Source organism: Marivita sp., assembly GCF_051859345.1.
GTDB lineage: Bacteria > Pseudomonadota > Alphaproteobacteria > Rhodobacterales > Rhodobacteraceae > Marivita.
The window spans coordinates 1-26,942 of sequence record NZ_JBHYFV010000034.1; the positions used below are offsets into that span (position 1 = coordinate 1).

General features: G+C 61.0%; 30 protein-coding genes. 17 read left to right on the top strand and 13 right to left on the bottom strand.

The window, feature by feature from the left end:
• Both ACTIEN_RS17335 and ACTIEN_RS17340 read left to right on the top strand, forming a co-directional pair.
• Positions 1–939: hypothetical protein (locus ACTIEN_RS17335; protein ID WP_439524407.1), on the top strand; the 939-nt coding region annotated here is incomplete at its 5' end.
• A gap of 75 nt (positions 940–1,014) precedes the next feature.
• Entirely contained in the window at positions 1,015–1,287 is a 273-nt protein-coding gene (locus ACTIEN_RS17340; RefSeq protein WP_439524408.1) for a hypothetical protein, read from the top strand.
• A gap of 486 nt (positions 1,288–1,773) precedes the next feature.
• On the opposite strand, the gene ACTIEN_RS17345 is transcribed toward ACTIEN_RS17340, so the two are convergent.
• The 12 genes from ACTIEN_RS17345 to ACTIEN_RS17400 all read right to left on the bottom strand — a co-directional run bounded on the left by ACTIEN_RS17345 (position 1,774) and on the right by ACTIEN_RS17400 (position 11,730).
• A complete protein-coding gene (locus tag ACTIEN_RS17345; protein ID WP_439524409.1) occupies positions 1,774–2,115 on the bottom strand; it encodes a zinc ribbon domain-containing protein YjdM in 342 nt (113 codons plus the stop codon).
• Between the two features lie 81 nt (positions 2,116–2,196).
• Positions 2,197–3,138 (bottom strand): LysR substrate-binding domain-containing protein, encoded by a 942-nt coding sequence (locus tag ACTIEN_RS17350; protein ID WP_439524410.1) that lies wholly within the window; start codon positions 3,136–3,138, stop codon positions 2,197–2,199.
• Between the two features lie 4 nt (positions 3,139–3,142).
• Positions 3,143–3,793 (bottom strand): aspartate/glutamate racemase family protein, encoded by a 651-nt coding sequence (locus ACTIEN_RS17355; protein WP_439524411.1) that lies wholly within the window; start codon positions 3,791–3,793, stop codon positions 3,143–3,145.
• Positions 3,790–5,238 carry a dihydropyrimidinase gene (hydA, locus tag ACTIEN_RS17360; RefSeq protein ID WP_439524412.1) on the bottom strand — a complete coding sequence of 483 codons (1,449 nt, stop codon included), beginning with the start codon at positions 5,236–5,238 and terminating at the stop codon, positions 3,790–3,792. Before hydA ends, ACTIEN_RS17355 begins: the two co-directional genes overlap by 4 nt.
• Positions 5,239–5,260: 22 nt before the next feature.
• Entirely contained in the window at positions 5,261–6,196 is a 936-nt protein-coding gene (locus ACTIEN_RS17365) for a dihydrodipicolinate synthase family protein (RefSeq protein ID WP_439524413.1), read from the bottom strand.
• Positions 6,193–6,837 (bottom strand): flavin reductase family protein, encoded by a 645-nt coding sequence (locus ACTIEN_RS17370; protein ID WP_439524414.1) that lies wholly within the window; start codon positions 6,835–6,837, stop codon positions 6,193–6,195. Before ACTIEN_RS17370 ends, ACTIEN_RS17365 begins: the two co-directional genes overlap by 4 nt.
• Complete coding sequence (locus ACTIEN_RS17375; RefSeq protein ID WP_439524415.1) at positions 6,834–7,763, bottom strand: N-carbamoyl-D-amino-acid hydrolase; 930 nt, start codon at positions 7,761–7,763, stop codon at positions 6,834–6,836. Before ACTIEN_RS17375 ends, ACTIEN_RS17370 begins: the two co-directional genes overlap by 4 nt.
• Before the next feature lie 19 nt (positions 7,764–7,782).
• Positions 7,783–8,448: an amino acid ABC transporter permease gene (locus tag ACTIEN_RS17380; RefSeq protein WP_439524416.1), complete on the bottom strand. Its 666-nt coding sequence runs from the start codon at positions 8,446–8,448 to the stop codon at positions 7,783–7,785.
• 3 nt (positions 8,449–8,451) lie between these two features.
• A complete protein-coding gene (locus ACTIEN_RS17385; RefSeq protein WP_439524417.1) occupies positions 8,452–9,135 on the bottom strand; it encodes an amino acid ABC transporter permease in 684 nt (227 codons plus the stop codon).
• Position 9,136: 1 nt separating this feature from the next.
• Complete coding sequence (locus ACTIEN_RS17390) at positions 9,137–9,883, bottom strand: amino acid ABC transporter ATP-binding protein (protein WP_439524418.1); 747 nt, start codon at positions 9,881–9,883, stop codon at positions 9,137–9,139.
• A gap of 80 nt (positions 9,884–9,963) precedes the next feature.
• On the bottom strand, positions 9,964–10,797 hold the full coding sequence (locus tag ACTIEN_RS17395) for a transporter substrate-binding domain-containing protein (protein WP_439524419.1): 834 nt from the start codon (positions 10,795–10,797) through the stop codon (positions 9,964–9,966).
• A 246-nt stretch (positions 10,798–11,043) separates the two neighbouring features.
• Positions 11,044–11,730, bottom strand: a complete 687-nt coding sequence (locus tag ACTIEN_RS17400; RefSeq protein WP_439524420.1) for a fumarylacetoacetate hydrolase family protein — start codon at positions 11,728–11,730, stop codon at positions 11,044–11,046.
• Positions 11,731–11,910: 180 nt separating this feature from the next.
• On the opposite strand from ACTIEN_RS17400, the gene ACTIEN_RS17405 reads away from it, so the two are divergent.
• The 11 genes from ACTIEN_RS17405 (at position 11,911) to aroQ (ending at position 22,491) form a co-directional block, all read left to right on the top strand.
• On the top strand, positions 11,911–12,600 hold the full coding sequence (locus tag ACTIEN_RS17405; protein ID WP_439524421.1) for a FadR/GntR family transcriptional regulator: 690 nt from the start codon (positions 11,911–11,913) through the stop codon (positions 12,598–12,600).
• A 147-nt stretch (positions 12,601–12,747) separates the two neighbouring features.
• Complete coding sequence (locus ACTIEN_RS17410; RefSeq protein WP_439524422.1) at positions 12,748–13,740, top strand: 4,5-dihydroxyphthalate decarboxylase; 993 nt, start codon at positions 12,748–12,750, stop codon at positions 13,738–13,740.
• A 1-nt stretch (position 13,741) separates the two neighbouring features.
• Entirely contained in the window at positions 13,742–14,527 is a 786-nt protein-coding gene (locus ACTIEN_RS17415; RefSeq protein ID WP_439524423.1) for a sulfite exporter TauE/SafE family protein, read from the top strand.
• Between the two features lie 77 nt (positions 14,528–14,604).
• Positions 14,605–15,606 carry a tripartite tricarboxylate transporter substrate-binding protein gene (locus ACTIEN_RS17420; RefSeq protein ID WP_439524424.1) on the top strand — a complete coding sequence of 334 codons (1,002 nt, stop codon included), beginning with the start codon at positions 14,605–14,607 and terminating at the stop codon, positions 15,604–15,606.
• 75 nt (positions 15,607–15,681) lie between these two features.
• The gene (locus ACTIEN_RS17425; protein ID WP_439524425.1) at positions 15,682–16,191 is read left to right on the top strand and encodes a tripartite tricarboxylate transporter TctB family protein; all 510 of its coding nucleotides are present in this window, start codon (positions 15,682–15,684) and stop codon (positions 16,189–16,191) included.
• The gene (locus ACTIEN_RS17430; RefSeq protein WP_439524426.1) at positions 16,184–17,698 is read left to right on the top strand and encodes a tripartite tricarboxylate transporter permease; all 1,515 of its coding nucleotides are present in this window, start codon (positions 16,184–16,186) and stop codon (positions 17,696–17,698) included. Before ACTIEN_RS17425 ends, ACTIEN_RS17430 begins: the two co-directional genes overlap by 8 nt.
• Positions 17,695–18,954, top strand: a complete 1,260-nt coding sequence (locus ACTIEN_RS17435; protein WP_439524427.1) for an LVIVD repeat-containing protein — start codon at positions 17,695–17,697, stop codon at positions 18,952–18,954. The genes ACTIEN_RS17430 and ACTIEN_RS17435 overlap by 4 nt, the downstream gene beginning before the upstream one ends.
• Entirely contained in the window at positions 18,951–19,430 is a 480-nt protein-coding gene (locus ACTIEN_RS17440) for an OsmC family protein (RefSeq protein WP_439524428.1), read from the top strand. Before ACTIEN_RS17435 ends, ACTIEN_RS17440 begins: the two co-directional genes overlap by 4 nt.
• Positions 19,427–19,882: a (2Fe-2S)-binding protein gene (locus tag ACTIEN_RS17445; RefSeq protein WP_439524429.1), complete on the top strand. Its 456-nt coding sequence runs from the start codon at positions 19,427–19,429 to the stop codon at positions 19,880–19,882. The genes ACTIEN_RS17440 and ACTIEN_RS17445 overlap by 4 nt, the downstream gene beginning before the upstream one ends.
• Positions 19,879–21,987 (top strand): molybdopterin cofactor-binding domain-containing protein, encoded by a 2,109-nt coding sequence (locus ACTIEN_RS17450; RefSeq protein ID WP_439524430.1) that lies wholly within the window; start codon positions 19,879–19,881, stop codon positions 21,985–21,987. The genes ACTIEN_RS17445 and ACTIEN_RS17450 overlap by 4 nt, the downstream gene beginning before the upstream one ends.
• Positions 21,988–22,053: 66 nt before the next feature.
• Positions 22,054–22,491 carry a type II 3-dehydroquinate dehydratase gene (gene aroQ, locus ACTIEN_RS17455; RefSeq protein ID WP_439524431.1) on the top strand — a complete coding sequence of 146 codons (438 nt, stop codon included), beginning with the start codon at positions 22,054–22,056 and terminating at the stop codon, positions 22,489–22,491.
• Between the two features lie 3 nt (positions 22,492–22,494).
• Here the strand turns inward: aroQ and ACTIEN_RS17460 are convergent, their stop codons facing one another.
• Positions 22,495–23,607 (bottom strand): Ppx/GppA phosphatase family protein, encoded by a 1,113-nt coding sequence (locus ACTIEN_RS17460; protein WP_439524432.1) that lies wholly within the window; start codon positions 23,605–23,607, stop codon positions 22,495–22,497.
• Positions 23,608–23,873: 266 nt separating this feature from the next.
• On the opposite strand from ACTIEN_RS17460, the gene ACTIEN_RS17465 reads away from it, so the two are divergent.
• The 4 genes from ACTIEN_RS17465 to ACTIEN_RS17480 are packed head-to-tail and all read left to right on the top strand — an operon-like array spanning position 23,874 to position 26,876.
• The gene (locus tag ACTIEN_RS17465; protein WP_439524433.1) at positions 23,874–24,170 is read left to right on the top strand and encodes a virulence factor; all 297 of its coding nucleotides are present in this window, start codon (positions 23,874–23,876) and stop codon (positions 24,168–24,170) included.
• A 27-nt stretch (positions 24,171–24,197) separates the two neighbouring features.
• The gene (locus tag ACTIEN_RS17470) at positions 24,198–25,127 is read left to right on the top strand and encodes a methylenetetrahydrofolate reductase (protein ID WP_439524434.1); all 930 of its coding nucleotides are present in this window, start codon (positions 24,198–24,200) and stop codon (positions 25,125–25,127) included.
• A gap of 10 nt (positions 25,128–25,137) precedes the next feature.
• The gene (locus tag ACTIEN_RS17475; RefSeq protein ID WP_439524435.1) at positions 25,138–25,797 is read left to right on the top strand and encodes an HAD family hydrolase; all 660 of its coding nucleotides are present in this window, start codon (positions 25,138–25,140) and stop codon (positions 25,795–25,797) included.
• Positions 25,794–26,876 carry a methyltetrahydrofolate cobalamin methyltransferase gene (locus tag ACTIEN_RS17480; RefSeq protein ID WP_439524436.1) on the top strand — a complete coding sequence of 361 codons (1,083 nt, stop codon included), beginning with the start codon at positions 25,794–25,796 and terminating at the stop codon, positions 26,874–26,876. The genes ACTIEN_RS17475 and ACTIEN_RS17480 overlap by 4 nt, the downstream gene beginning before the upstream one ends.
• Positions 26,877–26,942 lie beyond the last annotated feature (66 nt).

The window sequence follows — 26,942 nt, forward strand, 5'->3', positions numbered from 1 at the left end:
TCAGATTGCGGAATTTTACTCCGCGACGGTCAGATCATCAGACCGTTTCTGTGGGCATTTTGTCTCCGGGATTCACAGAGTGGTCCCGTAAAGGCCAACCGTCCGACCGAAGTCCATATGACTGCGAACGACGACGCAAGCGGCGGGCTGATGGCAACCGCACGGACGACCTCGGGCGCACCTATCATGAACCGCATCCCGAACGGGAACGACTTGGTCAAGTATGGCGGCATGGAGTTCTCGCTCAACGTGGCAGCCAACATGGGCCTCGTGCAGCGCAACCCAGACGGCACCTACTCCGACAAGGAAGCATCAGCAGCCCTGAAAGACCCAGCGTCTCAGGCGCAGGCCCAGACCAAGGCTGATAATGCCCAAGGGAAAACCGAGAGTGCAGCCTCGGGGGTCTCTTTCGGGGAGGCCGGTGATACCGTGATGAAGGAACTGATGTCCGCACAGAACCCCGGCGACCTTTTCAAGAGCATTGATAGCGTCATTCACACCGGCAACTTGGACAAGGGCACTATCGAGCGCATGGCGTCCATGGCAGGCGTTGAGCCAGAGGAGATGATGGCTCAGGTGACCACTGTCTGGCAGGGTGCATATGACGCCGCCACAGACTTCATGGCCGACGTAGGCATCGAAGACGAAGGCGCGTTCACTGCTTTCCTCAACGACAACCCGAAGCTGCAGGCGAACTTGATGGAAAGCGCACGCAACTTCTTCGTTCACCACAAAACAGAGGGTCTGCAGACCATGGCAGACGCCTACCTCCCTCAGATGGACCGTTACGAGGGAGACCGTGTCCGTGCGATGCTGACTGATGCTGGCTACGACCACACGACAGACGGCAAAGGCCGCGTCCGAGTGAACATCGACGGTGCCTCCGTGGGTTGGGATGTGGCAGTGCAGCAGCGCATCATCACCTTTTCGCAGGGCTGAAAATAACCCCAGAAAACGCCCCTTCCTGTGACCGGGAGGGGCACCCCTTCCAACAACCAAGGGACCGTCAATAAAATGACTATCTACAGCTTCACCGTGACCGACGGTGACCCAAACACGGACACCTCGAAAGTGAACAAGACCCAGCCCGCCGCGACCTCCGACGGGGCAGGCCCAAGTGCAGCCGAAAGGGCAGCCGAGGGGATGGCGAAATACAATGCCTACAGGGAACAGAACGCTGCCACCTTACAGGCAATGAAGGAGCGTGAGATGCAGCGCCACGAAGATGAGCGTTTACAGAAACAGCTTCGTCGTCGGAACCTCTCCCACAAGGACATCTTCGGATAACCACTGCCCCCTTTGAGCTTCGGCTTGGCGGGGGTTTTTTCCGAGAAAGCCGGTCAATCTGAAAACTCCACGACACACAGGGCGTGGCTGTCACGACACACTTTAGACCTTTCAAATTCGTCCAATATTTCATTAAGTATTTGATTTTAATTAGTTTTTAACATTATTAATTTGGTCCCTAGCCCCTACCGCCGGAGCCAAAAATCCCATGTAGGTCATTGATTTACAGCACATCTTACTGGTGTGTTCTGGGGGTGTTTGGCGTTGATAGGCAAAGAGCAGGCGCATTGTCATGTTGTGTCGTGTTGGCCCCAAACGGTGCAAGACGACTTCCACGATATTTTGTTTGGTGAGGTGAGTGACGCCTCATTGGTTGGACAGTTTCTGTCTCTAATCCAGCCACTCTTTGCGCCTGCTGACCAGTTTGGGTTTCGAACTCACCAAGGCCGCCTATTGCCGAAAAACAACGGCGGGCCTGTCAGGCGATCACGCGGTTACCTTCTTGACGAACTTCGACTTCAAGCCGATCTGGCCGACTCCGGGTATCTTGCAGTCGATGTCGTGGTCGCCGTCAACCAGTCGGATATTGCCGACTTTGGTGCCGACCTTGACCACGGATGACGTTCCCTTGAGCTTCAAATCCTTGATCACCGTCACCGTGTCGCCATCCGACAGGATATTCCCCACGCTGTCGCGGACGGCGTCATCGCTGTTGGTCATTGCGGTGGCAGACCACTCATGCCCGCATTCGGGACAGTTCAGCAGGGAATCCACCTGGTACGTATAGGGGGACGAACATTCGGGGCAACTGGGCAGGGTATCGGTCATCTTTCGGCTGATAGCGCCATGTCTACCCCATCACCAGCGCAATCAGCGGTGCCACGTCAAACTTGTTGAAAGTGCAGAGGATCAGCGGGCAGACCGGCGCGCGTCCGCTGCGCCCCTGTCCCCGACCAGCGCAGCGTCGAGCGCATCCACCATGCCCGACGCCAGCCGTGACAAAGGTGTGTTCGGGCGGGTCAGCAGGCAGGCACCGACGCGGATTTCCGGCAGGAAGGGGCGGATCACCAGCCCGTGGTCGGCCATCGACATCGCGGTGAAATGATCCACGATGGAGACCCCCATGCCGACACTGCCCAGCACTGCCGAGGTGTGACAATACCGCACGACAACCCTTGGCTGATACGGCACACCATGCGCCTGAAACGCGTAGCGCAGCAAAACGCCAAGGCGCGACACCTGATCCAGCCCGATATGGCCATGCGACACACAGTCTGACGGCGTGATGATGTCGGCATGTGCCAATGGATGGTCCTCGGGCACCAGCGCAACCATACGTTCGGATCGCAACACGCGGACATCGACGGCCTGATGATTTTCAAGCCCCAGCACCAAACCCAGATCGGCGGATCCGACTTCGACTTCCTCGATCACATGCTCCATGCGGCGCACATCATATTCGACGGTCACACCCGGACGGTCGGCAAGATAGCTGCGCAAGACCTTTGGAATGACCGAATGCCCCAGTGGCGGGGTCGCCATGATCCGAAGGTTTCCGGCAGTGCCGTTGCGCAAGTCCTGCACATGGGTTTCCACGGACCGAAGTTGCAGCAGGATTGGCTCGACCCGGCCAAACAGGCTGCGCGCCTCTTCGGTGGGTTGCAGGCGCTGGCTGCGCCGTTCGAACAGGGTGAATCCCAGTTGCTTTTCCAGTTGCTTGATGGACAGCGAAACGGCCGGCTGGCTGACGCCCAGATCCTCGGCCGCATCCACAGTGGTGCGATGCAGCATCACCGCGCCGAAGACTTCGAGCAATCGCAGCGACAGGTCGTTCTTGCGGGTGACGCGCATCCCCTCAGCCCGCCAGGAGCGCACCAAGCGCCATGGCGACGGCGGCCTGTGTCGGGTCGATCACCGGGATATTCAGTTTTGCCTCAAGTCCGGGCCGATGACGCGCCATTCCGGCACATCCCAGAATGACCGCGCCTGCGCCCTGCTCTTTCAGCGCGGTGCCGACCGCGACCAGGCGGTCGAAGGTGCCGGTTCCGCGCGCGGTTTCATCGACGCTCATGTTCAGCGGGATTTCACAGGCCAGTCGGTCCAGCACCTGCATCCGCGCCATCGTGCGGCGGTGACGCTGAACAGAGGCTTCGGCAATCGCGATCACGCCGAACCGATCCGCCCGCGCCATCGCGGTCAGCACGCCACTTTCCTGAATGCCAAACACGGGCTGCGGCGCAACGGAGCGGCAGGCGTCAAGGCCGGGGTCGGAATAGCAGGCAATCACAAACGCCCCCGCATCGGGGCGCGATTGCACCAGTTTGGCCAGTGGCAGCACGACACTGTCGGAGTCGAGCTGGCTTTCGATCCCGAACGGGCCCTCGGCAAGCGTCAGACACTCGATGTCCGGACCACCCGGCAGATCGAACGCGGCCAGCGCATCCTTGAGGCCATCTGTCACCGCCTGGTTGGAGTTCGGATTGATGACCACGATGGGGCCGCTCATGTCAGGATCTCCGCACCGAAATTCGTCGCCGTATCGGTCTCGGGCAGGCGCGTTCCGGTGAGGCCCGACAGGTCGCTGCGACCCCGTTTGACGAAGACCCCGTCGCCGGGCTTGGCGATCAGTTCGCCGTTTTCCACGATCCGCCGCCCGCGCGTCAGAACCGTAACAGGCCAGCCTGTGACCTCCATGCCCTCGAACGGGTTGTAATCCATCGCGTCGTGCATCTCGCCCGCGATGCGGGTTGCGGTGGGATCCCAGATGGCGATGTCGGCATCCGCCCCAATCGCCAGCGTGCCCTTGGTCGGGTGCATGCCGTACAGGCGCGCCGCGTTGGTCGAGGACAGAGCGACAAACTGGTTGAGGTTGATCCGCCCCTTGACCACACCTTCGGAGAACAGCATCGGCAGGCGCATCTCGATCCCCGGCATGCCATTGGCGAACTTGCGGAAATCCACGTCGCGGCCGTTTGCGAACTTGCCCGTGTCGTCGAACCGGTAGGGCGCGTGGTCCGAGGACACGACGCTGAAGGTGCCGCCCGCGATATGCCGCCACAGCACGTCCTGCGTGTGATTGTCGCGCAGGGGTGGCGAGCAAATGTATTTCGCGCCCTCCTTGCCCGGCCGGTCCAGATCGTCGCGGGTCAGGAACAGGTATTGCGGGCAGGTTTCGCCAAAGACATACGCCCCGTCCGCCCGCGCCTCTGCCACCAGCGCGGCACCTTTGGGGGTCGAGACATGCACGATCATCAGCGGCGCGTTGGTCAGCTTGGACAGGCTGATCGCGCGGTTGATCGCCTCTTCCTCGGCCAGCGCGGGGCGCGCGGGGGCGTGGTATTTCGGCTCGGTATATCCATTCTCGGCCAAAGCGGTCGCCATCCATGTCAGCATGTCGTGGTTTTCCGCATGCACCATCGTCAGCCCGCCGTGACGGCGCGCAACGGTCAGGATGTCGAGGAATTGCGCATCGCTGACGCGCGTGGCGTAGGTCATAAAGACCTTGAACGACGTGATGCCGCGGTCAAAAACCGCTGGCAGTTCGGCCAGAACATCCGCGTTCGGGTCTGTCAGGATCAGGTGGTAGGAATAGTCGATCACCGATTTCGGCGCGGCACGCCCGTCATAAGTGGCAAGCGTGTCTGCCACGCTCTGCCCCATCTTCTGCGCGGCAAAGGGCACGAAGCAGGAATTGCCGCCGAACGCCGCCGAGATCGAACCGGATTCGTAATCATCCGTCGTCATCAACCCCATGCCGCTTTCCTGCGCGATATGGCAATGCGCCTCGATCCCGCCGGGCAGGACCAGCTTGCCTGTGGCGTCGATCACGTCATCGCCCGTCAGGTCGTGGCCCAGCGTGGCAATCCTGCCATCCCGAATGCCGATATCCGCGCGAAAGGTCTCGGACGCGGTGGCCAGCGTGCCGCCCTTGATCACCAGATCATGTTTCATGCTGTCTTCCCCCTCTCCATTCTTACCCAAGATCGGCCAGTTTTCGGTCCAGACGGTCCATCAGGCGCATCAGTTCTGCGTGGTCGGCCTTGGTCATCGACGGTCCGGGTGCACGAACCTTGGGACTGGCCAGCACGCCGCGACGATGCAGGATTTCCTTGCGAATGGCGAGGCCAAGGCCAAGCTGCTGCTCATAGCGGACCATCGGCAGGTAGGCGTCGAACAGGTCTTCGGCGCCGTCCACATCGCCCGCCTTGTGACGGGCCACAACCTGCACCAGCATTTCGGGATAGGCAAAGCCGGTCATCGCGCCATCGGCACCGCGCGCCAGTTCCTGCGGCAGGAACAGCGCCGCGTTGCCCGTCAGGATCGACAGGCGCGGCGTATCGGCTGTTCCGGTTTCGTCGCGCACGCGGGACAGCTTGTTCAGGCCGGGCCAGTCCTCGTGTTTGAGCATGACGATCTGGTCATGGTCGCGGGTCAGTTGCAGGATGGTCTCGACGCTGAACTGCACACCGGTGGTCTGCGGGTAATCCTGAAGACAGACAGGCACATCGGGGCCAAGCGCGGCACAGACCTGCGCGAAATAGCTCTTGAGCTTTACCTCGGTCGCCAGCCCCGGCATCGGCGCCACCATGACACCGGCAGCCCCCGCATCCATCACGCTGTGCGACAGCTGCGCCATGTTGTCGAGCCCCGCACCCGACACGCCGACCACCACCGGCACCCGGCTCGCCACGCGGTCCAAAACGTGCTGGGCAAAGCGCGTCGATTCCTCGCCCGACAGTTTCGGAGCTTCGCCCATGATGCCAAGGATCGTCATGCCGGACACACCGCAGTCGAGGTAGAAATCCACCATCCGGTCCGTGCTGTCCAAATCGAGCGCGCCATCGCTGGCAAAGGGTGTCGCGGCGATGATGAAAACGCCCTCTGACTGCCTGTCGATCTTCTGTGTCATTCCCTGTCCTCCCCATTCTTTTCCGGTCGATACGGTTCTGGAATCCCGAACCGTTCGATCTCTTCCAGCCGAGCATACCGGTCCGCGAAAAGCCGTGCGACCGGATAATCACCGGCCCAGTCGACATACATCGTGGCGGTGTCCACCAGCCCGGCCCGCGTCGCCAATCCAACCGCCCGGCCCAGCAGGATCGACCGTTCGGCGCTCAGCGAAAGCGCCATCATGCGTTCGCATTCGATGGCAACCGGCGCGTCGGCCAGCCGGGGCGGCTTGACCCGACCGGACGATGCCAGTTTCAGCCCCAACGCGGTTGGTTCGCTTTCGCCCGGATCATAAGATGCCGCTGTACCCACCATGTCCGCCACCAACGCGGGCGTTGCAAGGTTCACGACAAATTCGCCCGTCGCGTCGATATTGCGGGTGGTGTCCTTGGCGCTGCCATCGGGTTTATTTTGCAGGCCAAGAATGATCAGTGCCGGATCCTGTCCGAAGACATTGAAGAACGAATAAGGGGCAGCATTGACCACGCCCTGCGCGTCCATCGTCGTCACCCACGCCACCGGGCGCGGGATCACCAGCGCCGACAAAAGCTTGTAGCGCTCCTGCGCGCTGATGCTGTCCAGATCCAGAAGGTCGGTCATGCGTCGGGCAGCACGACGCCGGTCTGTGTGCCGATCCGCTGATAATGCTCGATCCGACGGTGGCGGCCAAAGTCAAAGATCGTCGTCTTGCCAAAATTGCAGGCGTCCATGTCGCAGGGATGTACGATCAACTCGTCGTCTTCGCTCTCGGCACGCGCCACGACATAGCCGTTTGGATCGACGATGATCGACCCGCCCATCAGCGGATGACCGTCCTCGTCGCCCGCCTTGGCGACACCGACCACCCATGTGGCGTTCTGATAGGCGCCGGCGGTCATCGACAGGTCGGAATGGTAAATCCGCTGTTCCAGACCTTCGTCCGACATCTGGCTGTTCACCGACGGCGTGTTGTACCCCAGCAGGACCAGTTCGACGCCTTGCAACCCCATCTCGCGGTAGACCTCTGGCCAGCGGCGGTCGTTGCAGATGCACATGCCCATCAGCGCGTCCATGTTGCGCCAGACTGGAAATCCCAGATCGCCGGGTTCGAAATAGCGTTTTTCCAGATGCTGAAACGCCCGTTCCGTGTCGTATTCCGAATGGCCGGGCAGATGCACCTTGCGGTACTTGCCGATGATGTTGGCGGCGCGGTCGGTCAGGATCGAAGTGTTGAAGTGATGCCCGTCCGGGGTGCGCTCCGCATAGCCGAAACTGATCGCCATGTTTGCCGCCTTCGCCGCGTCGAACAAGGGCTTCGTGGCATCGTTGGGCATCTCGCTCTCGAACCACTGATCGACCTCGGCTTGATCCTCCATGTACCAGCGCGGAAAGAACGTGGTCAGCGCCAGTTCGGGATAGACGACCAGATCGCACCCTGCCCCTTTGGCCTGATGCAGCAGGTCGATCATGCGCTCCACCACTGCCTCGCGTGGTTCGGCCTTCTGGATCGCGCCAAGTTGCGCGCCTCCGATCACGATTTCCCGCATAGTGACTCTCCTCGATTGATCATGCGTTCAGATTTCTGCCAAAACGGCTGACGACCCGCACCAGCGGCCAGAGCAGCACAAGATAGACCAGTGCCGCCATGACAATGGGCGACGCGTTGTAGGTGATCGACCGCGCCATGTCGGCGGCGTGCAGCATTTCGCCCAGCGACACGACCGAGGCAAGGGATGTGAGCTTGATCACTTCGATGGTGTTGGACAGCAGGTCCGGCAACACGTTGCGCACGGCCTGCGGCAGCACGACATAGGTCAGTGTCTGCGGCGCGCTGAGGCCGGTGGACCGCGCGGCCTCGTTTTGGCCATAGCCGACCGATTGAATGCCGGCGCGGAAGATCTCGCCGTAATAGGCCGAGTTGTTGAGGAAGAACGCGATCACCACGGCCATGAATGGCGACAGTTGCAGTCCCGAAAAGGGCAACCCGGCATAAACGAAGATCAACAACACCAGCGGCGGTATGGCGCGGAAGAAATCCACCAGCGCAATCACCGGCCACCTGATCCAGCGCGATTTCGCAGCCGATCCCAGTGCCGCCAGCAGCCCGCCCGCAAGCCCCATCGGGATCACCGCCAGGCAGATGAGCAAAGTCATGCCCAGCCCTTGCAGGATCATCGGCCAGGCGGCGACCATGATCTCGAGGTTGAAGAACTGTTCGATCAACTTGTCCATGCCTTACGCCTTTCGCCAGGAAAAGCGGCTTTCCAGCCAGCGTGCAAGGATCACCAACGGCAGGAACAACAGCACATAGGCAATTGCGGCCAGCATCAGCGGCGACGCGTTGCCGGAAAAGCTTTGCGCCGTCGTCGCCTGATTGAGGATGTCCGGCACGCCGATCACCGTGCCAAGCGCGGTCATCTTGGTGATGGCGATGGCGCGGTTGGTCATCGGCGGGATCGCGACACGCAAGGCTTGTGGCAGAACCACCCAGACCAGCGTTCCGGTAAAGCCGATCCCGGTCGAGCGCGCCGCCTCCCACTGGCCGCGATCCACCGAGGTGATCCCGGCCCAGATGATCTCTTCGGCAAAGGCCGCAAGCGTCAGCGTCAACACCAGGAACAGCACGACAAAGCTGGACAGGAAGAGCCCCGCGTTCGGCAGGCCGAAGAACGCGATCAGGATCAGGACAAGCGGTGGGATGGCGCGGAACACGTCGGCAAACACCACGATGCCAAGCGACAAGAGACGAATGCGGTACGTCCGCAGCATTGCCAAAGCGGTGCCAAGCGCGATCCCCACAACCACGATCAGTATCGAAAGCTGCACCGTCACCCAGACACCGGCGAGGATATCCGGCGCATAGCGCGTCAGCACTTCGGCGTTGAAAAACGTTTCGAGAAACCGTTCCCATTGGGTCATGTCAGGTATCCGATACCCGTGACAGGAACGCCTTGGTTCGTTCGTGCTCGGGCGCGCCGAAGATCTGTTCGGGCGGTCCCTGCTCTACGATCTGGCCCTGATCCATGAAGATCACGCGATCCGCCGCGTCGCGGGCGAATTTCATTTCGTGGCTGACCACAAGCATCGTCATGCCCGACGCGCGCAATTCGCGCATCACCTCAAGAACATCGCCCACAAGTTCGGGGTCCAGCGCCGATGTTGGCTCGTCAAACAGCATCACCTTGGGTTCAAGCGCGAGGGCGCGGGCGATGGCGACGCGCTGCTGTTGCCCACCCGACAGTTCCGCCGGAAAATTGTCCGCCTTGTCGGCAAGCCCGACCTGGGACAGCGCCTCCATCCCGTGGGCGTCCGCGTCGGACCGCGACATGCCCCGCACCTTGCGCAGGGCCAGCGTGACGTTCTTCAGCGCGCTCAGATGCGGATAAAGGTTGAAGGATTGAAACACCATGCCGATCCGCTGACGGATCTCGTTGAGGTTCACGCCCCGCCCTGTCACCGGATCACCTTCCAGCAGGATGTCCCCGGAATCCGGTTCTTCGAGCCGGTTGCAACAGCGCAGCATGGTCGACTTGCCGGACCCCGATGGCCCAAGAACAAACACCAACTCGCTGTGCGACACGCTCAGGTCGATGCCTTTCAACGCCTCGAATGTGCCAAAGGATTTGCGCAGGCTGCGCACGTCCAGCGATGGAATGGGGTTGGTCATGGAAGTCCGTTCACGTCGATCAGGCAGAAGTCATGGCGCAAGGACAGCCGTCCCCGCGCCATTGTCCGTTCAATTCAGGCTCAGCAAGCCGGTGTGTGTCCGTCATCGACATAGCCGTCGTAACCCGGTTCTCCGAACCCGGCACGAGGGGTTACCGCAGCCGAACCGGCAGGCGGGGCCATGCCAAACCACTTTTCGTGCAGCTCCGCGATGCTGCCGTCGATCTTGAGACATTCGATCACCGTTTCGACCTTGGCGCGCAATTCTTCATCACCCTTGCGGAACGGCATCCCCCAGACCAGCCCGGTGGAGTGCAGATAGCTTGGCTTGACGGCCGGGTTCTTCTGCGCCGCCCATGCCGCGACGGTGTTTCCGGCCACGTTGGCGAAGGCCCGGCCCGACACCACGGCCTGCACCGCGTCGGTGTTGGTGCCATAACTTTCGACGGTCCAGCCGATCTCGTCGGCCAGATCGCGCGCCCAGCTGTCATAGGCCGAGCCTTTGTTGACCGCGATCACCTTGCCTTCGAACTCTTTCATATCCGTGATCTCGGGCGCGTCATTGGCGACAAGGAACAGGAAGTCGGTGTTCAGGTAGCCTTCGGAGAACAGCAGGCTTTGTGCGCGTTCCTCGGTGATCGTCGTGGGGGCCACGACAAAGTCATAGGTCCCCGCCTGCAACCCCGGAAGAATACCCGAGAACTGCGTCGCGACGATGTCCATTTCGACGCCAAGACGTTCGCCAATCAGATTGGAAAGATCGACGTTGAAGCCTTCGATCCCGCCGCCCAGTTTGGGCATGGCATGAGGCGCAAATGTTCCGTCAAGCGCGACAGTGTACTTGTCCTGCGCGATGGCCGCGCCTGACAGCAAGAGTGTGGCAGCAAGCGTGGCTGCGGTGGTAAAATACTTCATTGATCGAAATCCCCTTCAGCGTTTGCAACTGCACAAAAGTCTTGTGCAGCGCCGATCCCGAAGCAAGGCTCAATTATGAGTTATTGATTAAAGATGACATAGTAAGATAAGTCTAATTTATAAACTGTCCACAAAGCGCCCATGAATTCAGCACAGTTTGACAGTTGGTCCGGAAACGAAAAATCCGGCCCCGTTGGATCGGGATCGGATTGAACTTGCAGGAGGTAAAAAGAGGTACTGCAAGCCCTACGCGACACTCACCGTCAATGTCCCAAGACAAGCAATCGACAGCTCCATCGTGTCCCCAACGGACACCGGTCCGACGCCTGACGGCGTGCCGGACAAAATCACATCTCCGGGGGCGAGTTCGAAATATTCGGACAGGTACGAGATCATTTCAGGCACCTTCCAGATCATCTGGTTCAGATCGCCTTCCTGACGCACCTCTCCGTTGACCTTCAGTTCAAGATGCCCCTGATCGGGATGGCCGACCTCTGACACGGGATGAACAGGGCCACAGGGTGCCGATTTCTCGAACGCCTTGCCGATTTCCCACGGGCGCCCGGCTTTTTTCGCGATTCCCTGAAGATCGCGGCGGGTCATGTCCAACGCCAGACCATAGCCAAAGACATGGTCCAGGGCCTTGTCCACCGGGATATTTCTTCCGCCGGTTTTCAGCGCCACCAGCATTTCCGCCTCGTGATGAACGTCCGAGGTGTGCGGCGGATAGGGAAACGTACCGGACGTGTCCAGATTGTCGGGATTCTTCTGAAAGAAGAACGGGTCTTCTCGATCCGGATCGTGACCCATCTCGATGGCATGTGCGGCATAATTTCTGCCGATGCAGTAAATGCGGCGCACCGGAAAAACCGTGTCCTGTCCGGCCACTGGAAGAGCCACGACAGGCGGCGTTTCGATTGCGTATTGGGTCATGCGTTACTCCGGATTGTTCTTTGGCATGACTGTGCTGTAGCCCAGCATCACGGCTAAATCAATCTAGACCAACAAACCATTTGCAAGAAAAATCATTGATTGATCGCCCAATATGGCGCTAGTATAGCGCATAAATCGCCCAGTTGGCGCAAATTGGTATACCAATATAGGGTCCAATTCATGTTGATGAATGCAGTTTCGGTCGAGGCGGATGATGTTGTCGCCAAGCTTCGCTCTTATGTCGCGGACGGCGGCTACAAGCCCGGCGACCGCCTTGAATCCGAACGCGAACTGATCGTGCGTCTTGATGTGACACGGGCAAAATTGCGCAAGGCGCTGGATACGCTGGAACATGAAGGCGCGATCTGGCGGCATGTCGGCAAAGGCACGTTCATCGCCTCTCCGAATGTCGCGTCCGGACCCAGCAATCTTGCCATGCTCAGCCAACAGGTCACCCCTGTGCAGCTCATGCGGGCGCGCTATTCGCTGGAACCCGCGATTGCGCGCGAGGCCGCACTGCATGCATCCGAAGACGACGTGCGCCGCCTCAAGGAAAGCCGCGACCGCGCCACGGAAGCACCGACCTGGGACGAATACGAGGCGCAGGACGACAATTTTCACCGCATGCTGGCCGAGGCGACGGACAACGTCTTGCTGCTCTCGCTGTTTGACCACCTGAACGCGGTGCGCCGCGCCGTTGCCTGGAACACGGTTGTGCGCAGTTCCGTGCGCCCTGCCCGCACACATTCCAGTTTTGCGGAACACGACGCCATCGTCGCCGCCATCGAAGCACGCGATCCCAAGGCGGCACAGGAGGCCATGCGCGCGCATCTGGGTTCGGTCTCTGCACGTCTGTTCGGGGAGACATGACAGCAGCGCCATAACCTGCGGAACACAAATAATAAAACCCGCACAAGATACGAAGAACATGTTCTCGGGGAGGAGACAAATGTTTCAGATCGCACCATCCGCTATGCGCATCGCAGGCCGCGCCCCCGGCCGGGAGGCCTCGTTAAGGTGAGCCATCTGACCCTGACACTGGCCACCTGGGACCATGACCGCGTGATGGCGCTGCATGACGGGCGCGTCACCGTTCCCGGCGTGACGCTGGACAGCCAAATCCACCCCACGTCGAAACTGTTCCCGTGGGCAGTGCAGGAGGCAAAGTTCGACATCACCGAGATGTCGGTCTCCAGCTATGTCCTGCAATTGTCGCGCGGCGGGTCGGATTATACCGCGATCCCGGCCTTTGTCAGCCGGGCGTTCCGGCACAGCGGATTCTTTGCGCGCGCCGGGTCGGGCATCAAAAGCCCCGCCGATTTCGCGGGCCGTCGGATCGGCGTGCCGGAATACCAGATGACAGCGGCGCTCTGGATGCGCGGTATTCTGGCGGATGAATACGGCGTGGCCTGCGACGACATCCACTGGCGCACGGGTGCGCTGGACGAAGGTGTGCGCCGCGAACGGCTGGAACTGGCACTGCCCGAAGGCATGATGGTCGAGCCGATCACCGAAGGTGACACGCTTCAGGGCATGCTCCTGCGCGGCGAGATCGACGGGCTGCTGGCCCCGAAACCTCCCCAGGCGTTTCTGGACGGCAATCCCGACCTCGTGCGTCTGATTCCTGATTTCGAAGCCGCCGAACAGGCCTATCACCGCTCCACCGGGTTCTTTCCGATCATGCACCTGATCGGCATTCGCAAGAGCGTGGCCGAGCAATACCCCGACCTGCCTCGCGCGCTATACGACGCCTTTGTGCAATCCCGCGATATCGCGATGGCCCGGCTGCGCGCGGTCTGGCTGGGAAATGCCAACCGCATGACCCTGCCCTGGCTCAATGCCGCAATGGAGCGGACGCTGGACAGCATGGGGCCGGATTACTGGAGCTATGGCTGCACTGCCAACATGGCCGAGATCGACGCGATCTGCCGCTATTCGCTGGATCAACACCTGTCAGCCGGTCCGGTCGATCAGAAATCGCTGTTCCACCCTTCGGTTCTGGACACCTGAGATGATGGAGATGTGGCACGCAGGATTGGGATGGCCTACAGCGACAACGCTGCTGGCGTTCAGTTTTGCCAGTTCCTTTATCACCATCGCCTTCGGCATAGGCGGCGGCGCGGTGATGCTGGCGGTGCTGGCAACCCTTCTGCCCGCTGCGGCGATCATCCCGGTACACGGGTTGGTGCAGCTTGGCTCGAACGCCGGACGCGCCGCGATCATGACGCGCTACATGCGTTTTGACCTGCTTGGGCCCTTCGCCATTGGAGCCTTGATCGGCATCATGCTTGGCGGGTCACTGGTGGTGCAGCTTGAAGCGGGCTGGATACAGATGGGGGTTGGCCTGTTCATCCTTTGGTCCGTCGCCTCAAAACCGCCTGCCTTTCTGCGCCGCTCTGGCGTGATCACCGGGGTGTTCTCAAGCTTTCTGACGATGTTCTTCGGCGGCACCGGACCGTTTGTGGCCACCTATGTCCGGGCGCAGGATTTGGAACGGCATGCTCATGTCGCAACCCATGCGATGTTCATGACGTTGCAACACCTTCTAAAAACCGTGGCCTTCGGCATCCTCGGCTTCGCATTTACCTTTTGGGCCGGACTGATCGTGCTGCTGATCGTGGCCGGAATCCTTGGAACCCTTGCGGGCCGGGTCATGCTGGCCCGCATCGACGAACGACGGTTTCGGATCGTGCTGAATGTCATTCTGATACTTCTGGCCCTCCGGCTTATCTATGCCGGGGCAAGCGACATCTATTTCGCCAGCGCTGCACCAGCGCCCACAGGAGGAGGGAACTAACCCGCCGGAAATGCGCGATCCCTGCGGAGAACCACCAACAGCGCATGTGAATTTCAAGATGAAACTGGGAGGAAACCATGACCATGAAACATATCTTCACCCGCCGCACGCTGCTGGGAACAGGGGCCGCCGCCGCAGCGATGACCCTTGCCACACCGGGACTCGTTCGCGCCAACACGTTCCCCGACCGCAATTTCAGCGTCTACATTCCCACCGCAGAAGGTGGCGGGGCCGACCGTAACTTCCGCGCCTTTTCCGGCGTCTGGAAAACCCGGCTTGGCGTCGATTTCGAACCCAGCTTCTATCCCGGCGCATCGGGCCGCGTGGGCTACGAGATCTACATGGGCAAGGCGGAACCCGATTGCTACAACCTGCTGTTCGGCAATATCGGACCAGAAGTCCTGAACTGGGCGATTCAGGCGCCCACGTTCGACATCAACGACTACATCTATTTCGGTCAGGTCGACAAAGACCCCTGCTGCCTGTTCGTCGGTGCGGAAAGCCCGCTCAAGACGATGGATGACATCATCGCCGCGTCCAAGACGCGCAAGCTCAATGTCGGCACCAGCCGCATGGCGCACCCCGCGTCGATCGGGTTGCTGGCCCTGGGTGACAAGCTGGGTGTCGAATTCAACCTGATCCCGCTTCAGGGCGGCAAGGGCACCGTTGCGGGTGCCGTGACCGGCGAGGTCGATTTCTCGGTCCTGACCTCGGGTTCGGTGATTGCGGCAGGTGACAGCGTGAAAACGCTGCTGGTCTTCGGCAACAACATCGCCGGAGAGGCGCTCGACAATGCGCCCAGCGTCAACGACGCATATGACATGGACCTGCCGGAAATGCTGTCCACGCGGGCGTTCGGCATCCACAAGAAGGCGGTGGACGATTTCCCCGACCGGTTCGAAATGCTGACCCGGACCTTCAAGGATACCCACGAAGATCCCGCCCTGATGGAGGCCTATATCGCGTCCAAGGGTCAACCCGAATACCTCGTCTATGCCGGGATCGAGGAATGCGAAGCCGAAAAGCAGGCGATGCTGGACCTCGGGGCCCAGTACAAGGCGCTCCTGAGCGGCGCCTAACCGCAAACACGACCGGCAGCGCACAGAAAGCTGCCGGTCAACCCCCACTCAAATCGCAGACAGGACGGCTTTTCCATGCCCTCGGACCCTCACAAACCGCCACGCCAGATTGGCGGAGAGCTTGTTATCCCCATCCTCGCGGTGGGCTTCACGCTTTATTTCTTCTCGACGATCTGGAACTCGCCATGGACCGCACAGGTCAGCGCATTCCTCATTGGCGGCATATTGTTGTTTGTCTGTTCGCTGTTCTTCATCCGCTGCGCGTTCTGGCTCAGCCGGGGTGAGGGATCACTGGGATTCAGCAACCTGTTCACCATCGACGACATCCGAACCGGACGCATCGGGCTTTTGGTCACAACCATTGCCTATGTGGCGTTCATCGACACGCTGGGTTTTACGCTGATGACCTTTCTCTTCCTGGCCATCAGCATGTTGATCCTCGCCAAGGGCAAGAACCCGGGGTTCATCACGATGGTTTCAGCCACCATGGCCCTGACCGGATGGGCCGTGTTCATCTGGGCCTTTGACACACGCTTCCCGCGGGGATGGTTCGAAACCACAATGCAGGCCATAATCAATGGATAGCAGCACAGCCTCAATCCTCACCGAGGTCTTTTTTGACACCATCGGGTATTGGTACATCATCATCCCGACGATCTTTCTAGGCCTGATCGTTGGCGGCATTCCGGGCTTCTCGGCAGCCAACACGATCATCATCCTGATGCCTCTGACACTGGCGCTCGATTTGCAATCGGGACTTGTGTTCATGATTTCGCTCTATTGTTCCGCCCGGATGGGCGCGGGAATCCCGGCCATTCTGGTCAACATCCCCGGCACTGCGGGTGCCGCGGCCACACCGCTGGACGGTTACCCGATGGCGAAACAGGGCAAGGGCCAGCAGGCGCTGGCGATTTCCTTTGTCGCCTCCTGTATCGGTGGTTTGCTGACGACGATGATCGCCCTTGCCACGATGCCGATCCTCGCGCGGGTCGGCTTCTACATGCATTCGGTCGAGATGATCGTGGTCATGCTGTTCGGCATCTCGCTGATTGCGTCGATTGCCGCACAGGACATGATAAAGGGTCTGATCGCGGGTTTCCTGGGCCTGATGATCGGCTCCATCGGCACCGATGTGGTCTATGCCACGCCGCGCGGCACCCTGGGGTTTCTTGAACTTTATGACGGGGTGCCTTTGATCCCCGCGCTTGTCGGCCTGTTCGCGGTGTCCGAGGCGTTCGTCATCATCGAGAAACGCGTGATCGTGACCCACGACGGCGAACCCAAAGCCCCCAATTGGAGTGACACGTTCGAAGGCGTCAACATCGCGCTGAAACGCTGGGTCCATATCGTCTGGACCTCGATCATCGGTCTGGTGATCGGCGTGATTCCCGGCGCAGGTGCGTCGATTGCAAGCTTCGTCGCCTATCAGCAGTCGCGCAGCTTTTCCAAGACGCCCGAGCTTTATGGCACCGGCCATCCCGAAGGCCTCATCGCGCCCGAATCCGCCAACAACGGTGTCACCTCCGGCACGCTGGTGCCGCTTCTGGTGCTGGGCATTCCCGGCGGGGCCACGGCGGCGATCATGCTGGTGGTGATGCAGTTCCACGGCGTCAGCTTTGGCCCGTCGCTGTTCGAGGATCAGCCCAAGGTCGGCTACGGCATGTTCATGGCGATGGCCGTCAGCTATGTCATCATGTTCCTGACCATCCTGCCGCTTTCCCGCTACATGAGCCATGTCACCACGATCCCGACAATCTACCTCGCGCCCATGATTATCGCCTTCACGCTGGTCGGCGGATTTGTTCCTCGCGAATATATGTTCGACATGTATCTCGCTCTGGCCTTCGGTGTTCTGGGCTATATCGCACGGCGCACCGGCTACCATGTCGCCGCGATCCTGATCGGGGTCATCCTCGGACCACTCCTGGAAAAGTATTTCCTCTGGTCGCTCAAGAAATCGGATGGAGACATCATGGTTCTGTTCTCGTCGACACTGGGCAACATCCTCTGGGTGGCCTTTGCAATGTCCATCATCCTGCCCATCGTCTTTGGCATGCGGCGCAAACGTAAACTCGAGGTACCTGCCGAATGAAAAAGACAGTCGAATACGAACTGGCGCGCAACATCCGCCGACTGGGCCATCTGGATATCGAAGGCGGCGGCGAAGTGACCCTTCAGGGCAGCTTTGCTTATGTCGGCCACATGAAACCGCCGATGGGCACGTCGATCATCGACGTGTCCGACCCCGCCAATCCGAAGGTCGTGTCGCATGTGGCCCCGCCGGACGAGTGGTCGCACACCCACAAGGTCAAGGTGGCGGGTGATCTGATGATCACCAATGTCGAAATGGACAAGCGGCATTTCCTGCGCAAAGGCGACAAGATCGCGGGCCTGCGCGCCGAAGGGCTGTCAGACGACCAGATCGCCGAACGGCTGTCGGTCAAACCATCCGACATCGCCGTTCTCGAAGAGGCGCTGGCGCGCGGCTACCACAGCGGCGGCTTCCGCGTCTGGGACATCTCGGACAAGACCGCGCCCAAACTGCTCTCCTACGTCAAGACGCATGGCTTTGGCGTGCACCGTTTCGACATGGACGCCAACTACGCTTATATCTCGACCGAGATGGAGGGCTATGTCGGCAACATCCTTGTCATCTACGACCTCTCCGATCCCACCAACCCGACCGAGGTGTCGCGCTGGCACATGCCGGGGCAGCACGTCGCCAAGGGTGAAACCCCCACCGGCGTTGGCTACAGCCACCGCCTGCATCACGCGATGCGCTGCGGCGACGAACTTTGGGCGGCGGTCTGGCATGCCGGGTTCCGGGTGCTGGATGCCAGCGACATCACCAATCCGACGGTCAAGGGCAGCTACCGCTTTCCCAAGGCCATTCCCGAACCGACCCACACCGTCATGCCGCTCGAACAGACGATCAACGGCAAACGCTATGCCGTCGTCATCGACGAGGAGCACGATCACAAGCCCGGTCGCCTTCATGGCTTCATCTGGATCATGGACGTAACCGACCTGAACAACATGGAACCCGTCGCGGCATGGGATCTGTCGGAACGGTTCTGCCCATGGGTCGGCGAAGAGGGCGTGCGGTTCGGCGGGCACCAGTTCCGCGAGAAGCTGGACAGCACGCTGATCTACGCGACGTGGTTCGCGGGCGGTCTGCGGGTGCTCGACGTGGCCGATCCGCATTTGCCGGTCGAAGTGGCCCATTTCATGGAACCCGGACCCACTGGTGCCGCGCCGCAATCCAACGATGTGGATGTAGACGCCAACGGCCTGATTTATGTCCTCGACCGCAACCACGGCCTTGATATTCTGGAGATGACATTGTGAGCGATCCTGACCTCCTGCCCCCCAGCGTCGATCCCAACACAAAGGCGCTGGGCATCCGTCGTGTGAGCGCCCGCAACGAGTCCTCGACCCGGTCGGTGATGATGGTGCGCGATCACATCGTCATCACCGATGAGAAGGAAAACAACACCGGGCCGACGCCGCTGGAAATGACGCTGTCCTCGCTTCTGGGCTGCGAAGGTGTCATCATCAACCGCTGCGCCGAGGCGATGCAATTCACCTACACCGCCGTCGACATGGAAGCCGATGGCGAGGTCGACCAGCGCGGCAGCCGCGGCGTGCAGGGCGTGCGCCCCTATTTCAACTGGGTCAAGCTGCGCATCCGTGTCCATACCGAGGAAACGCAGGACCGCTTTGACCGGCTGACCCGCAACGTGGAATACCGCTGCCCTGTGATGAACCTGTTCAAATCGGCAGATGTCGACGTCCAGATCACATGGGAGCGCGTCGCCCCGTGACCCTGAGACTGACGATCAACGGAACCGCACATGACATCACGTCCGACCCGGACACACCGCTGGTCTATGTCCTGCGCGACGAACTGAAGCTGAAAGGCACCAAGCTGGGTTGTGGGCTCGAACAGTGTGGCGCCTGTGCGGTCATGGTGGACGGCAAACTGGTGCTGTCCTGCGTCACCCCGGTCGAAGCGTTCGACGGCAAAAATGTCACGACCATCGAAGGCATCGCCGACACCGAGATCGGCCAGCGCGTGCAACAGGCCTTTGTCCAAGAGACCGCCGCACAATGTGGCTATTGCACATCGGGCCTCGTGGTGGCGGCAACCGCGTTGCTGGACGACAATCCGACACCGGACCGCGCCACCACCAAGGCGGCGTTGACCCCACATCTGTGCCGCTGCGGATCCCATCCTCGCGTTCTCAAGGCCATCGAAAGGGCCAGCATGACATGAGCGTCAAGGACTATCCGCGCGTTGCCGACTGGCTGACCACAGAGGGCGACCACCTGCTGATCCACACCGGCAAGGTCGATATCGGCCAGCGCATCTCGACAGCACTTGTGCGGATCGTGCAGGAAGAACTGTCTTTGCCCGCAACCCAGCTGGACATTGCCCCGGTCCAGACCGGTCACGCACCTGACGAAGGGATCACATCAGGCAGCAATTCCATCGAACAATCAGGCCGCGCCGTGGCTTTGGCCGCCGCGACGTTGCGTTCGGGTGTTCTGGAACTGGCGGCCAGCCAACATGGTGGCACGCGCGCTGACTGGACGCTGGAAGACGGTTTTGTCCTGCGTCCCGGCACCAACATCCGCATCAGCCTGATCGACCTCGCCGATGAATTGCCGACGGATTTGCCGATTGATCCCGACCTGTCTCGCCACAGTCCCCAGCGCCCGCTACCCCCCGACATGCGCGGGATCACCGACATGGTGCAGGGAAAGTTCACCTTCCTGCACGACCTCGACCTGCCCGGCATGTGGCACGCCCGCCGCGTCAGCCCGCCCCACGCGCGGGCCACCCTGCGTGACATCGACCAGTCCGCAATCGACAAGATCGAAACCAAGGGCCTGCACATCCTGCGCGATGGCAGTTTCGTTGCCGTGGCGGGTCCACGCGAATGGGACGTGGTCAAAGCGGCAACCGCCCTAGGGCTGGCCTGCACATGGGATCTGAACGCCGGCCTGCCCGAAGCGGACGTGCTGGCGCAGCTGACAGCCGACACGGCCCAACGCTTTCCTGTGGTGAACGGCACGCCACAAGACACACCGGTGCCCGAGCCACTGCCCGCGCCTGACCTCAGCGCACGGTTCGAACGCCCCTACCAGATGCACGGGGCGTTGGCGCCGTCTGCCGCATTGGCGGAATGGACCGGCGAACGTCTTGTCCTGCGCAGTCACAGCCAGGGCATCTACCCCCTGCGCACGGCGATTGCCGACAGCCTGGGGCTGGACCCCGATCAGGTCGAGATCACCCATGTTCCCGGCTCGGGCTGCTATGGCCACAATGGTGCGGATGATGCCGCGTTCGAGGCCGCACTAATTGCGATGGCTTTGCCCGGCACGCCGATCCTTTTGAAATGGACGCGCGAGGACGAACATGCGTGGGAGCCCTTTGCCCCGGCGATGGCGGTTCAGGTTGACGCAAAGATGTCCGATGGTCGGATCACGGCGTTCTCGGCCGAGGCGTTCAGCGACACCCATCGCGGCCGCCCGCGCCCCGGTCCCAACCGTGCCGGTCCCGCGAAACTCCTGGCCAACCGCTTTCGCGCCGATCCGATGACGCCTTACATCTCTCCCGCCAACATGGGCACCCATGCGGGCATGCACCGCAACCTTGATCCGATCTATGACTTTCCGGAAACCCGTCTGGTCAAGAACCTTGTGCGCGGCCTGCCGCACCGCACATCCGCGATGCGCTGTCTTGGGGCGGTTGCCAACATCTTTGCGATCGAATGCGTCATGGACGACCTGGCGCGCCAAGCCGACAAAGACCCGATCGCCTTGCGCCAGACGCACCTCAACGACCCTCGGGCCTCTGCCGTGCTGGCGGAACTCGAACGCCGTGTGCAGGCGCGACCGGCTCTTTCGGAAGGTGTCGGGCGCGGCCTTGCCTATGCCCAGTACAAGAACATCATGACACGGGTCGGCATTGCCGTCGAAGTGTCCGTGACAGACACAGCCGAGGTCACACTCGAGCATGCAACCATCGTCGCCGACGCAGGACGTGTGATCGACCCCGATGGCCTGACAGCGCAGTTGGAGGGCGGCTTCATGCAGGCGGCAAGCTGGGCCTTGTGCGAACAGGTGACATGGGACCGCGACGGCATCACATCGCGTGATTGGGACAGCTACACGGTGATCCGCTTTGACAATGTCCCGCAAATCGACGTGGTGCTGCTGGACAACCCCGAAAGACCATCGGTCGGCGCGGGCGAAGCGTCACCCGGACCCACGGTTGCAGCGATTGCCAACGCGATCCACGACTGCACGGGTCTGCGCCTGCATCGCATGCCGTTTACTGCGGATGCGCTTACGCAGGCTGCGCTGGCCCTGTGATGCAGTGACCGGTTGCACCGGCAGCGGCAAGCTGGCACTGCTAGGCCAGCAAAAGCGGAGCGCCTCATGTCAAAGACCGTCTTCCTGATCAACGGACCCAATCTCAACCTGCTGGGCAAGCGAGAGCCTGCGATCTACGGGGCCGACACGCTGGACGATGTCACCGCGCGCTGCGACGTCTTGGCAAAACCGGCCAAACTCACGTTGAAATCCATGCAGTCGAACCACGAGGGCCAGATCATCGACTGGATCCACGAAGCGCGTGTTTCGGCTGATGCCATCATCCTCAATCCGGGTGCATTCACACACACCTCGGTTGCGATCTTCGACGCGTTGCAAGCCTATGACGGGCTGGTTTTCGAAGTCCACATCACGAACATCCACAAGCGCGAGGCGTTTCGCCATCATTCCTATGTGTCGGCGCGCGCCGAAGGCGTGATCGCCGGATTCGGGATCGAAGGCTACGAACTGGCCCTGCGTCGGGTGATCAACCTGCTGGGATGATCCTCAGAACGGCCCGTCTTCAAGCACACCATCCGCAGACATCTGCGCATAAAGCAGCCCTTCGCGCAGACCGCGATCCGCAACCGACAGACGATCCGTCGGCCAGCAGCGCAAGAGTGCCTGAAGGATGGCCGCGCCGGACATGATCAGCGCCTGACGATCCAGCCCGATCCGGGGATCCGCGCGGCGGCCTTCCGGGCCAAGGCGCAAATAACCCGAAATCACCTTTTCGATCTGGTCCGAGGTCATACGCAACCCGTCCACCTTGGTCCGGTCATAGCGCTTGAGGCCCAGATGGCTGGCGGCCACGGTTGTGACCGTGCCGCTCGTGCCGACGATCTGAAAGCCCTCGCGCGCCTGTTCGTCCTTGTAGGGCGCGAACTCGGCAAGGTTTTCCTCGAAATACCAACTCATCAGCGCATAACGCGCGCTGTCGCTTTCCACGTCCGAAAACTGGTCGCGCAATGTCGCCACACCCAAGGGAACGCTGATCCAGTCCACGACCTTGGCGGCCGGAAACGGGCTGTCCTTGGTGTGAAACCCGGCATGCAAACGCATGATCGCGCGCGGGCGTTCGATAGCGGGCACCTGGCTCAGGTCGATCCAGACAAGCTCGGTAGAACCGCCACCGATATCCACCACCAGCAATTGCTCGGTCTTGGTGCTGACCAGTGGCGCGCAGGATATCACTGCAAGACGCGCTTCTTCCTCGGGTTGGATGATTTCGAGGTTTAGCCCGGTCTCGCGTTTCACCTGACGGATAAAGTCACGCGCATTGTGCGCCCGGCGGCACGCCTCGGTCGCGATCAGCCGCATGCGCGTCACCTCGTGACGGCGGATCTTCTGCTGGCACACCCGCAGGGCCGAAATCGTCCGGTTCATCGACGCGCGGCTGAGGCGACCGGACTTTTCAAGACCGGCACCCAGTTGAACGGATTTGGAAAAGCTGTCGACCACATGGAATTGGTTGCCCTTGGGCTGGGCAATCAACATACGACAACTGTTAGTGCCCAGATCCAGCGCGGCATAAAGCTCGGATGGGTCGGGCCGTGACGGCGCGGGGCTCTCTACCGGTTTCGGGAATGCGCCCGCACCTTTGGGACGCTTTGGCGCCATGACTTTGCGCCTTCCGAATATGTAAGTTATCCCGACCCTATGCGGGCTTCTCGATGATCGCAAGTTTCGTTATGGATCGGCGGCACATATATGAAGCGACCTCATGCAGAGCCTGAAAATTATGGCTCTCCCGGTGAATCGCCTTCTTCTGCGCGATGCCCTATTGTGACCGTGGGTCGCAGACAGAAGCGGTTAAGTCGAAAACCGCACACGCGCCGGATGCGACCTCAACTACGAAGACGCCTAGCGAACAAGGGAATCAACGAATGGCCGATGTCACAATTGTCTACTGGCGCGATATCCCCGCGCAAGTGATCGTGGGCAAGGGGCGCCGCGGGGCCAAGGCACAATTGCCGGAACGGTTCGAGCAAGCCATCGACCGCGCCGCGATGAAAACTGGCGCTGCCGAGACTGACAGCTATCTTGCGGAGTGGCGCAAGGCGGCTCCCTACCCGGTGGATGGCGATGCGCAGGACGTCTGCGCGGCTGAGGCGGCCCGCCTCGACGCCGAGTATGATAAAGAGCGCCTGAAAACGCTGATAGATAACGACGGTTGGGCTTAAGCCCCAATGACCCTGACGGAGGCCATCATGGCATTGCTGAATTTCCGCAAACGCGACACGATCGAAACCGGCGCCACGCCCGAAATGGCCGCCTTCCTGAAAGGCTATTCCATCGAGGTGATGCCGCGCACCGCCGAAAAGGTCGAGAATTTCCGCGATCTGCTGGCCCCCGGCACCCGCGTCTATATCGCCCATATCGAAGGCACGCCCATCGAAGACATGGTCGCGACAGCCAAGCGTCTGGCCGATGACGGTTATCCGGTCATGCCGCATTTCCCGGCCCGCATCATCAAGGATCAGGCCACACTGGCCGACTGGATCGCGCGATACCAGGGCGAAGCCGGTGTCGATCAGGCCCTGCTTCTGGCCGGTGGCGTGGCAGAACCGCTTGGCGATTTCGACAGCTCCATGCAGATGATGGAGACCGGATTGTTCGACAAGGCGGGCTTCAAGCGCCTGCATGTCGCCGGTCACCCCGAAGGCAACAAGGACATTGATCCGAATGGCGGCCGCAAGAACGTCGAAGACGCGCTGCGCTGGAAGCAGGCGTTTTCGGAACGCACCGATGCCAGGATGGCGCTGGCCACGCAATTCGCCTTCGACGCCGATCCCATCATCAAATGGGTGGACGACCTTGCCGCCGCAGGCATCACCCTTCCCGTGCATATCGGCATAGCCGGACCTGCAAAACTGCAAACCCTGATCAAGTTCGCCATCGCCTGTGGCGTCGGCCCGTCGCTCAAGGTGCTTCAGAAACGCGCGATGGATGTGACCAAGCTGTTGTTGCCATACGAGCCGACAGAGGTGCTGACCAAGCTGGCCGCGCACAAGGCGAAGAACCCTGGTTTCAACATCGAACAGGTGCATTTCTTCCCGCTCGGCGGCATCAAGACCAATGCAACCTGGGCGATTGAAAACGGTGGTGCCGGAACCGCGCCCGCCTCAGCCGCGCGCTGAACGTAAAAACATGCCAGCCCTGCTTTTTGATCTCGACGGCACCCTGCTGAATTCGGACCCCATCCACGAAGCCGTCTTCACGGAATTGTGGACGGCGCGCGGCCTGCCCTTGCCCGAAGGCTTCTACATGGATCAGGTGCATGGCCGCCTGAATGTCGACGTCTTTGCAGACTACCTGCCGGATGAAGGCGACCCGCAGGGTCTGAGTGAATGGAAAGAGGCGCAGTTTCGCGCCCGCTTGCCCGCGCCTTACCCGGCCACTTCGGGGCTTGCCGCCTTCATCGACCGCGCACAGGCGCAAGGCTGGAAAATGGCGATTGTCACCAACGCCATGCGCCTCAACGCCGAAGCGATGCTGGCTGCCATCGGGCTGCGCGATCGCTTCGAGGTGATCGTGATCGGCGAGGAATGCGCCCACGGGAAACCGCACCCGATGCCGTATCTGACCGCAATGGACGCCTTGGGGGAATCCCCCAGGAACTGCATCGCCTTCGAAGACAGCCCCTCTGGCATGCGCGCCGCCGCTGCCTCGGGTGCGTATAGCATCGGAATACGATCCGCGCTGGACGACGCCAAACTGCGCGCAGCCGGCGCGGACATGACCGTTCAGGATTTCACAGACCCCGCGCTGCCAGGCATTCTGGCCCGCATTGAAGGAGTAGCCGCATGACCCGCACGATTGTCGAGTCCAAGACCAAAACCGCCATCATCGGATTCGATCAGCCGTTCTGCGTTATCGGCGAACGGATCAACCCGACGGGACGCAAGATCCTGAACGAGGAACTGGAACGCGGCGATTTCAGCCGTGTCGAAGCCGACGCGCTGGCGCAGGTCGCCGCCGGTGCCACGATCCTCGACATCAACTCGGGCGCCGTGTTCTCGAACAAGATGGCCGAAGATTCGCGCTACGCCGACAACAACTTTGTCGAACCGACGCTGATGCGCGAACTGGTCGAACGGGTGCAGGCTGTCACTGATTGCCCGCTTTGTATCGACAGCTCCGTACCCGGCGCGTTGGAAAACGGTCTGGCGGCAGCGGAAGGTCGTCCGCTCCTCAACTCGGTCACAGGGGAAGAAGAGCGGATGGAACTGGTCCTGCCGCTGGTCAAGAAATACAACGTACCGGTTGTGGCGATCTCCAACGACGACACCGGCATCAGCGAAGACCCGGACGTGCGCTTTGCCGTCGCCAAGAAAATCGTCGAACGTGCCGCCGATTTCGGCATCCCGGCGCATGACATCGTGGTTGATCCGCTGGTCATGCCGATCGGCGCGATGGGCACGGCAGGCCTTCAGGTGTTTACCCTTGTCCGCCGCCTGCGCGAGGAACTGGGTGTGAACACCACCTGCGGGGCGTCCAACATCAGCTTCGGCCTGCCGAACCGGCACGGCATCAACAATGCCTTCCTGCCGATGGCGATGGGCGCTGGCATGACAAGCGCGATCATGAACCCGGTCGCCCTGCCCGTTGGGCCTTTGAAACTGGCCGAAAAGAAAGCCGAGGTCGAAGCGGCGGGCATCGTTCTACCGGAAGATATCGACGACGAAACCTTCTGCATCCTGTTCGGCCTCGGTTCGACCAAACCCAAGCCCGGCAAGGAAATGGAGGCCATCCGCGCCGCCAACTTCCTGACCAACAATGACGATGGTGGCGGAGCCTGGATCGAATTCAACAAGCAGCCGCCGAAAGCCGGACACGAGGGCCGTGGCCGCGCCGGTCGTGTCGGGGGCCGCCGCCGCCGCGCCTGATCTTCTTCTTTTTTGAAATATGCCGGGGGGTTTGGGGGGCTGGCCCCCCAACCGATCGGACCGCAA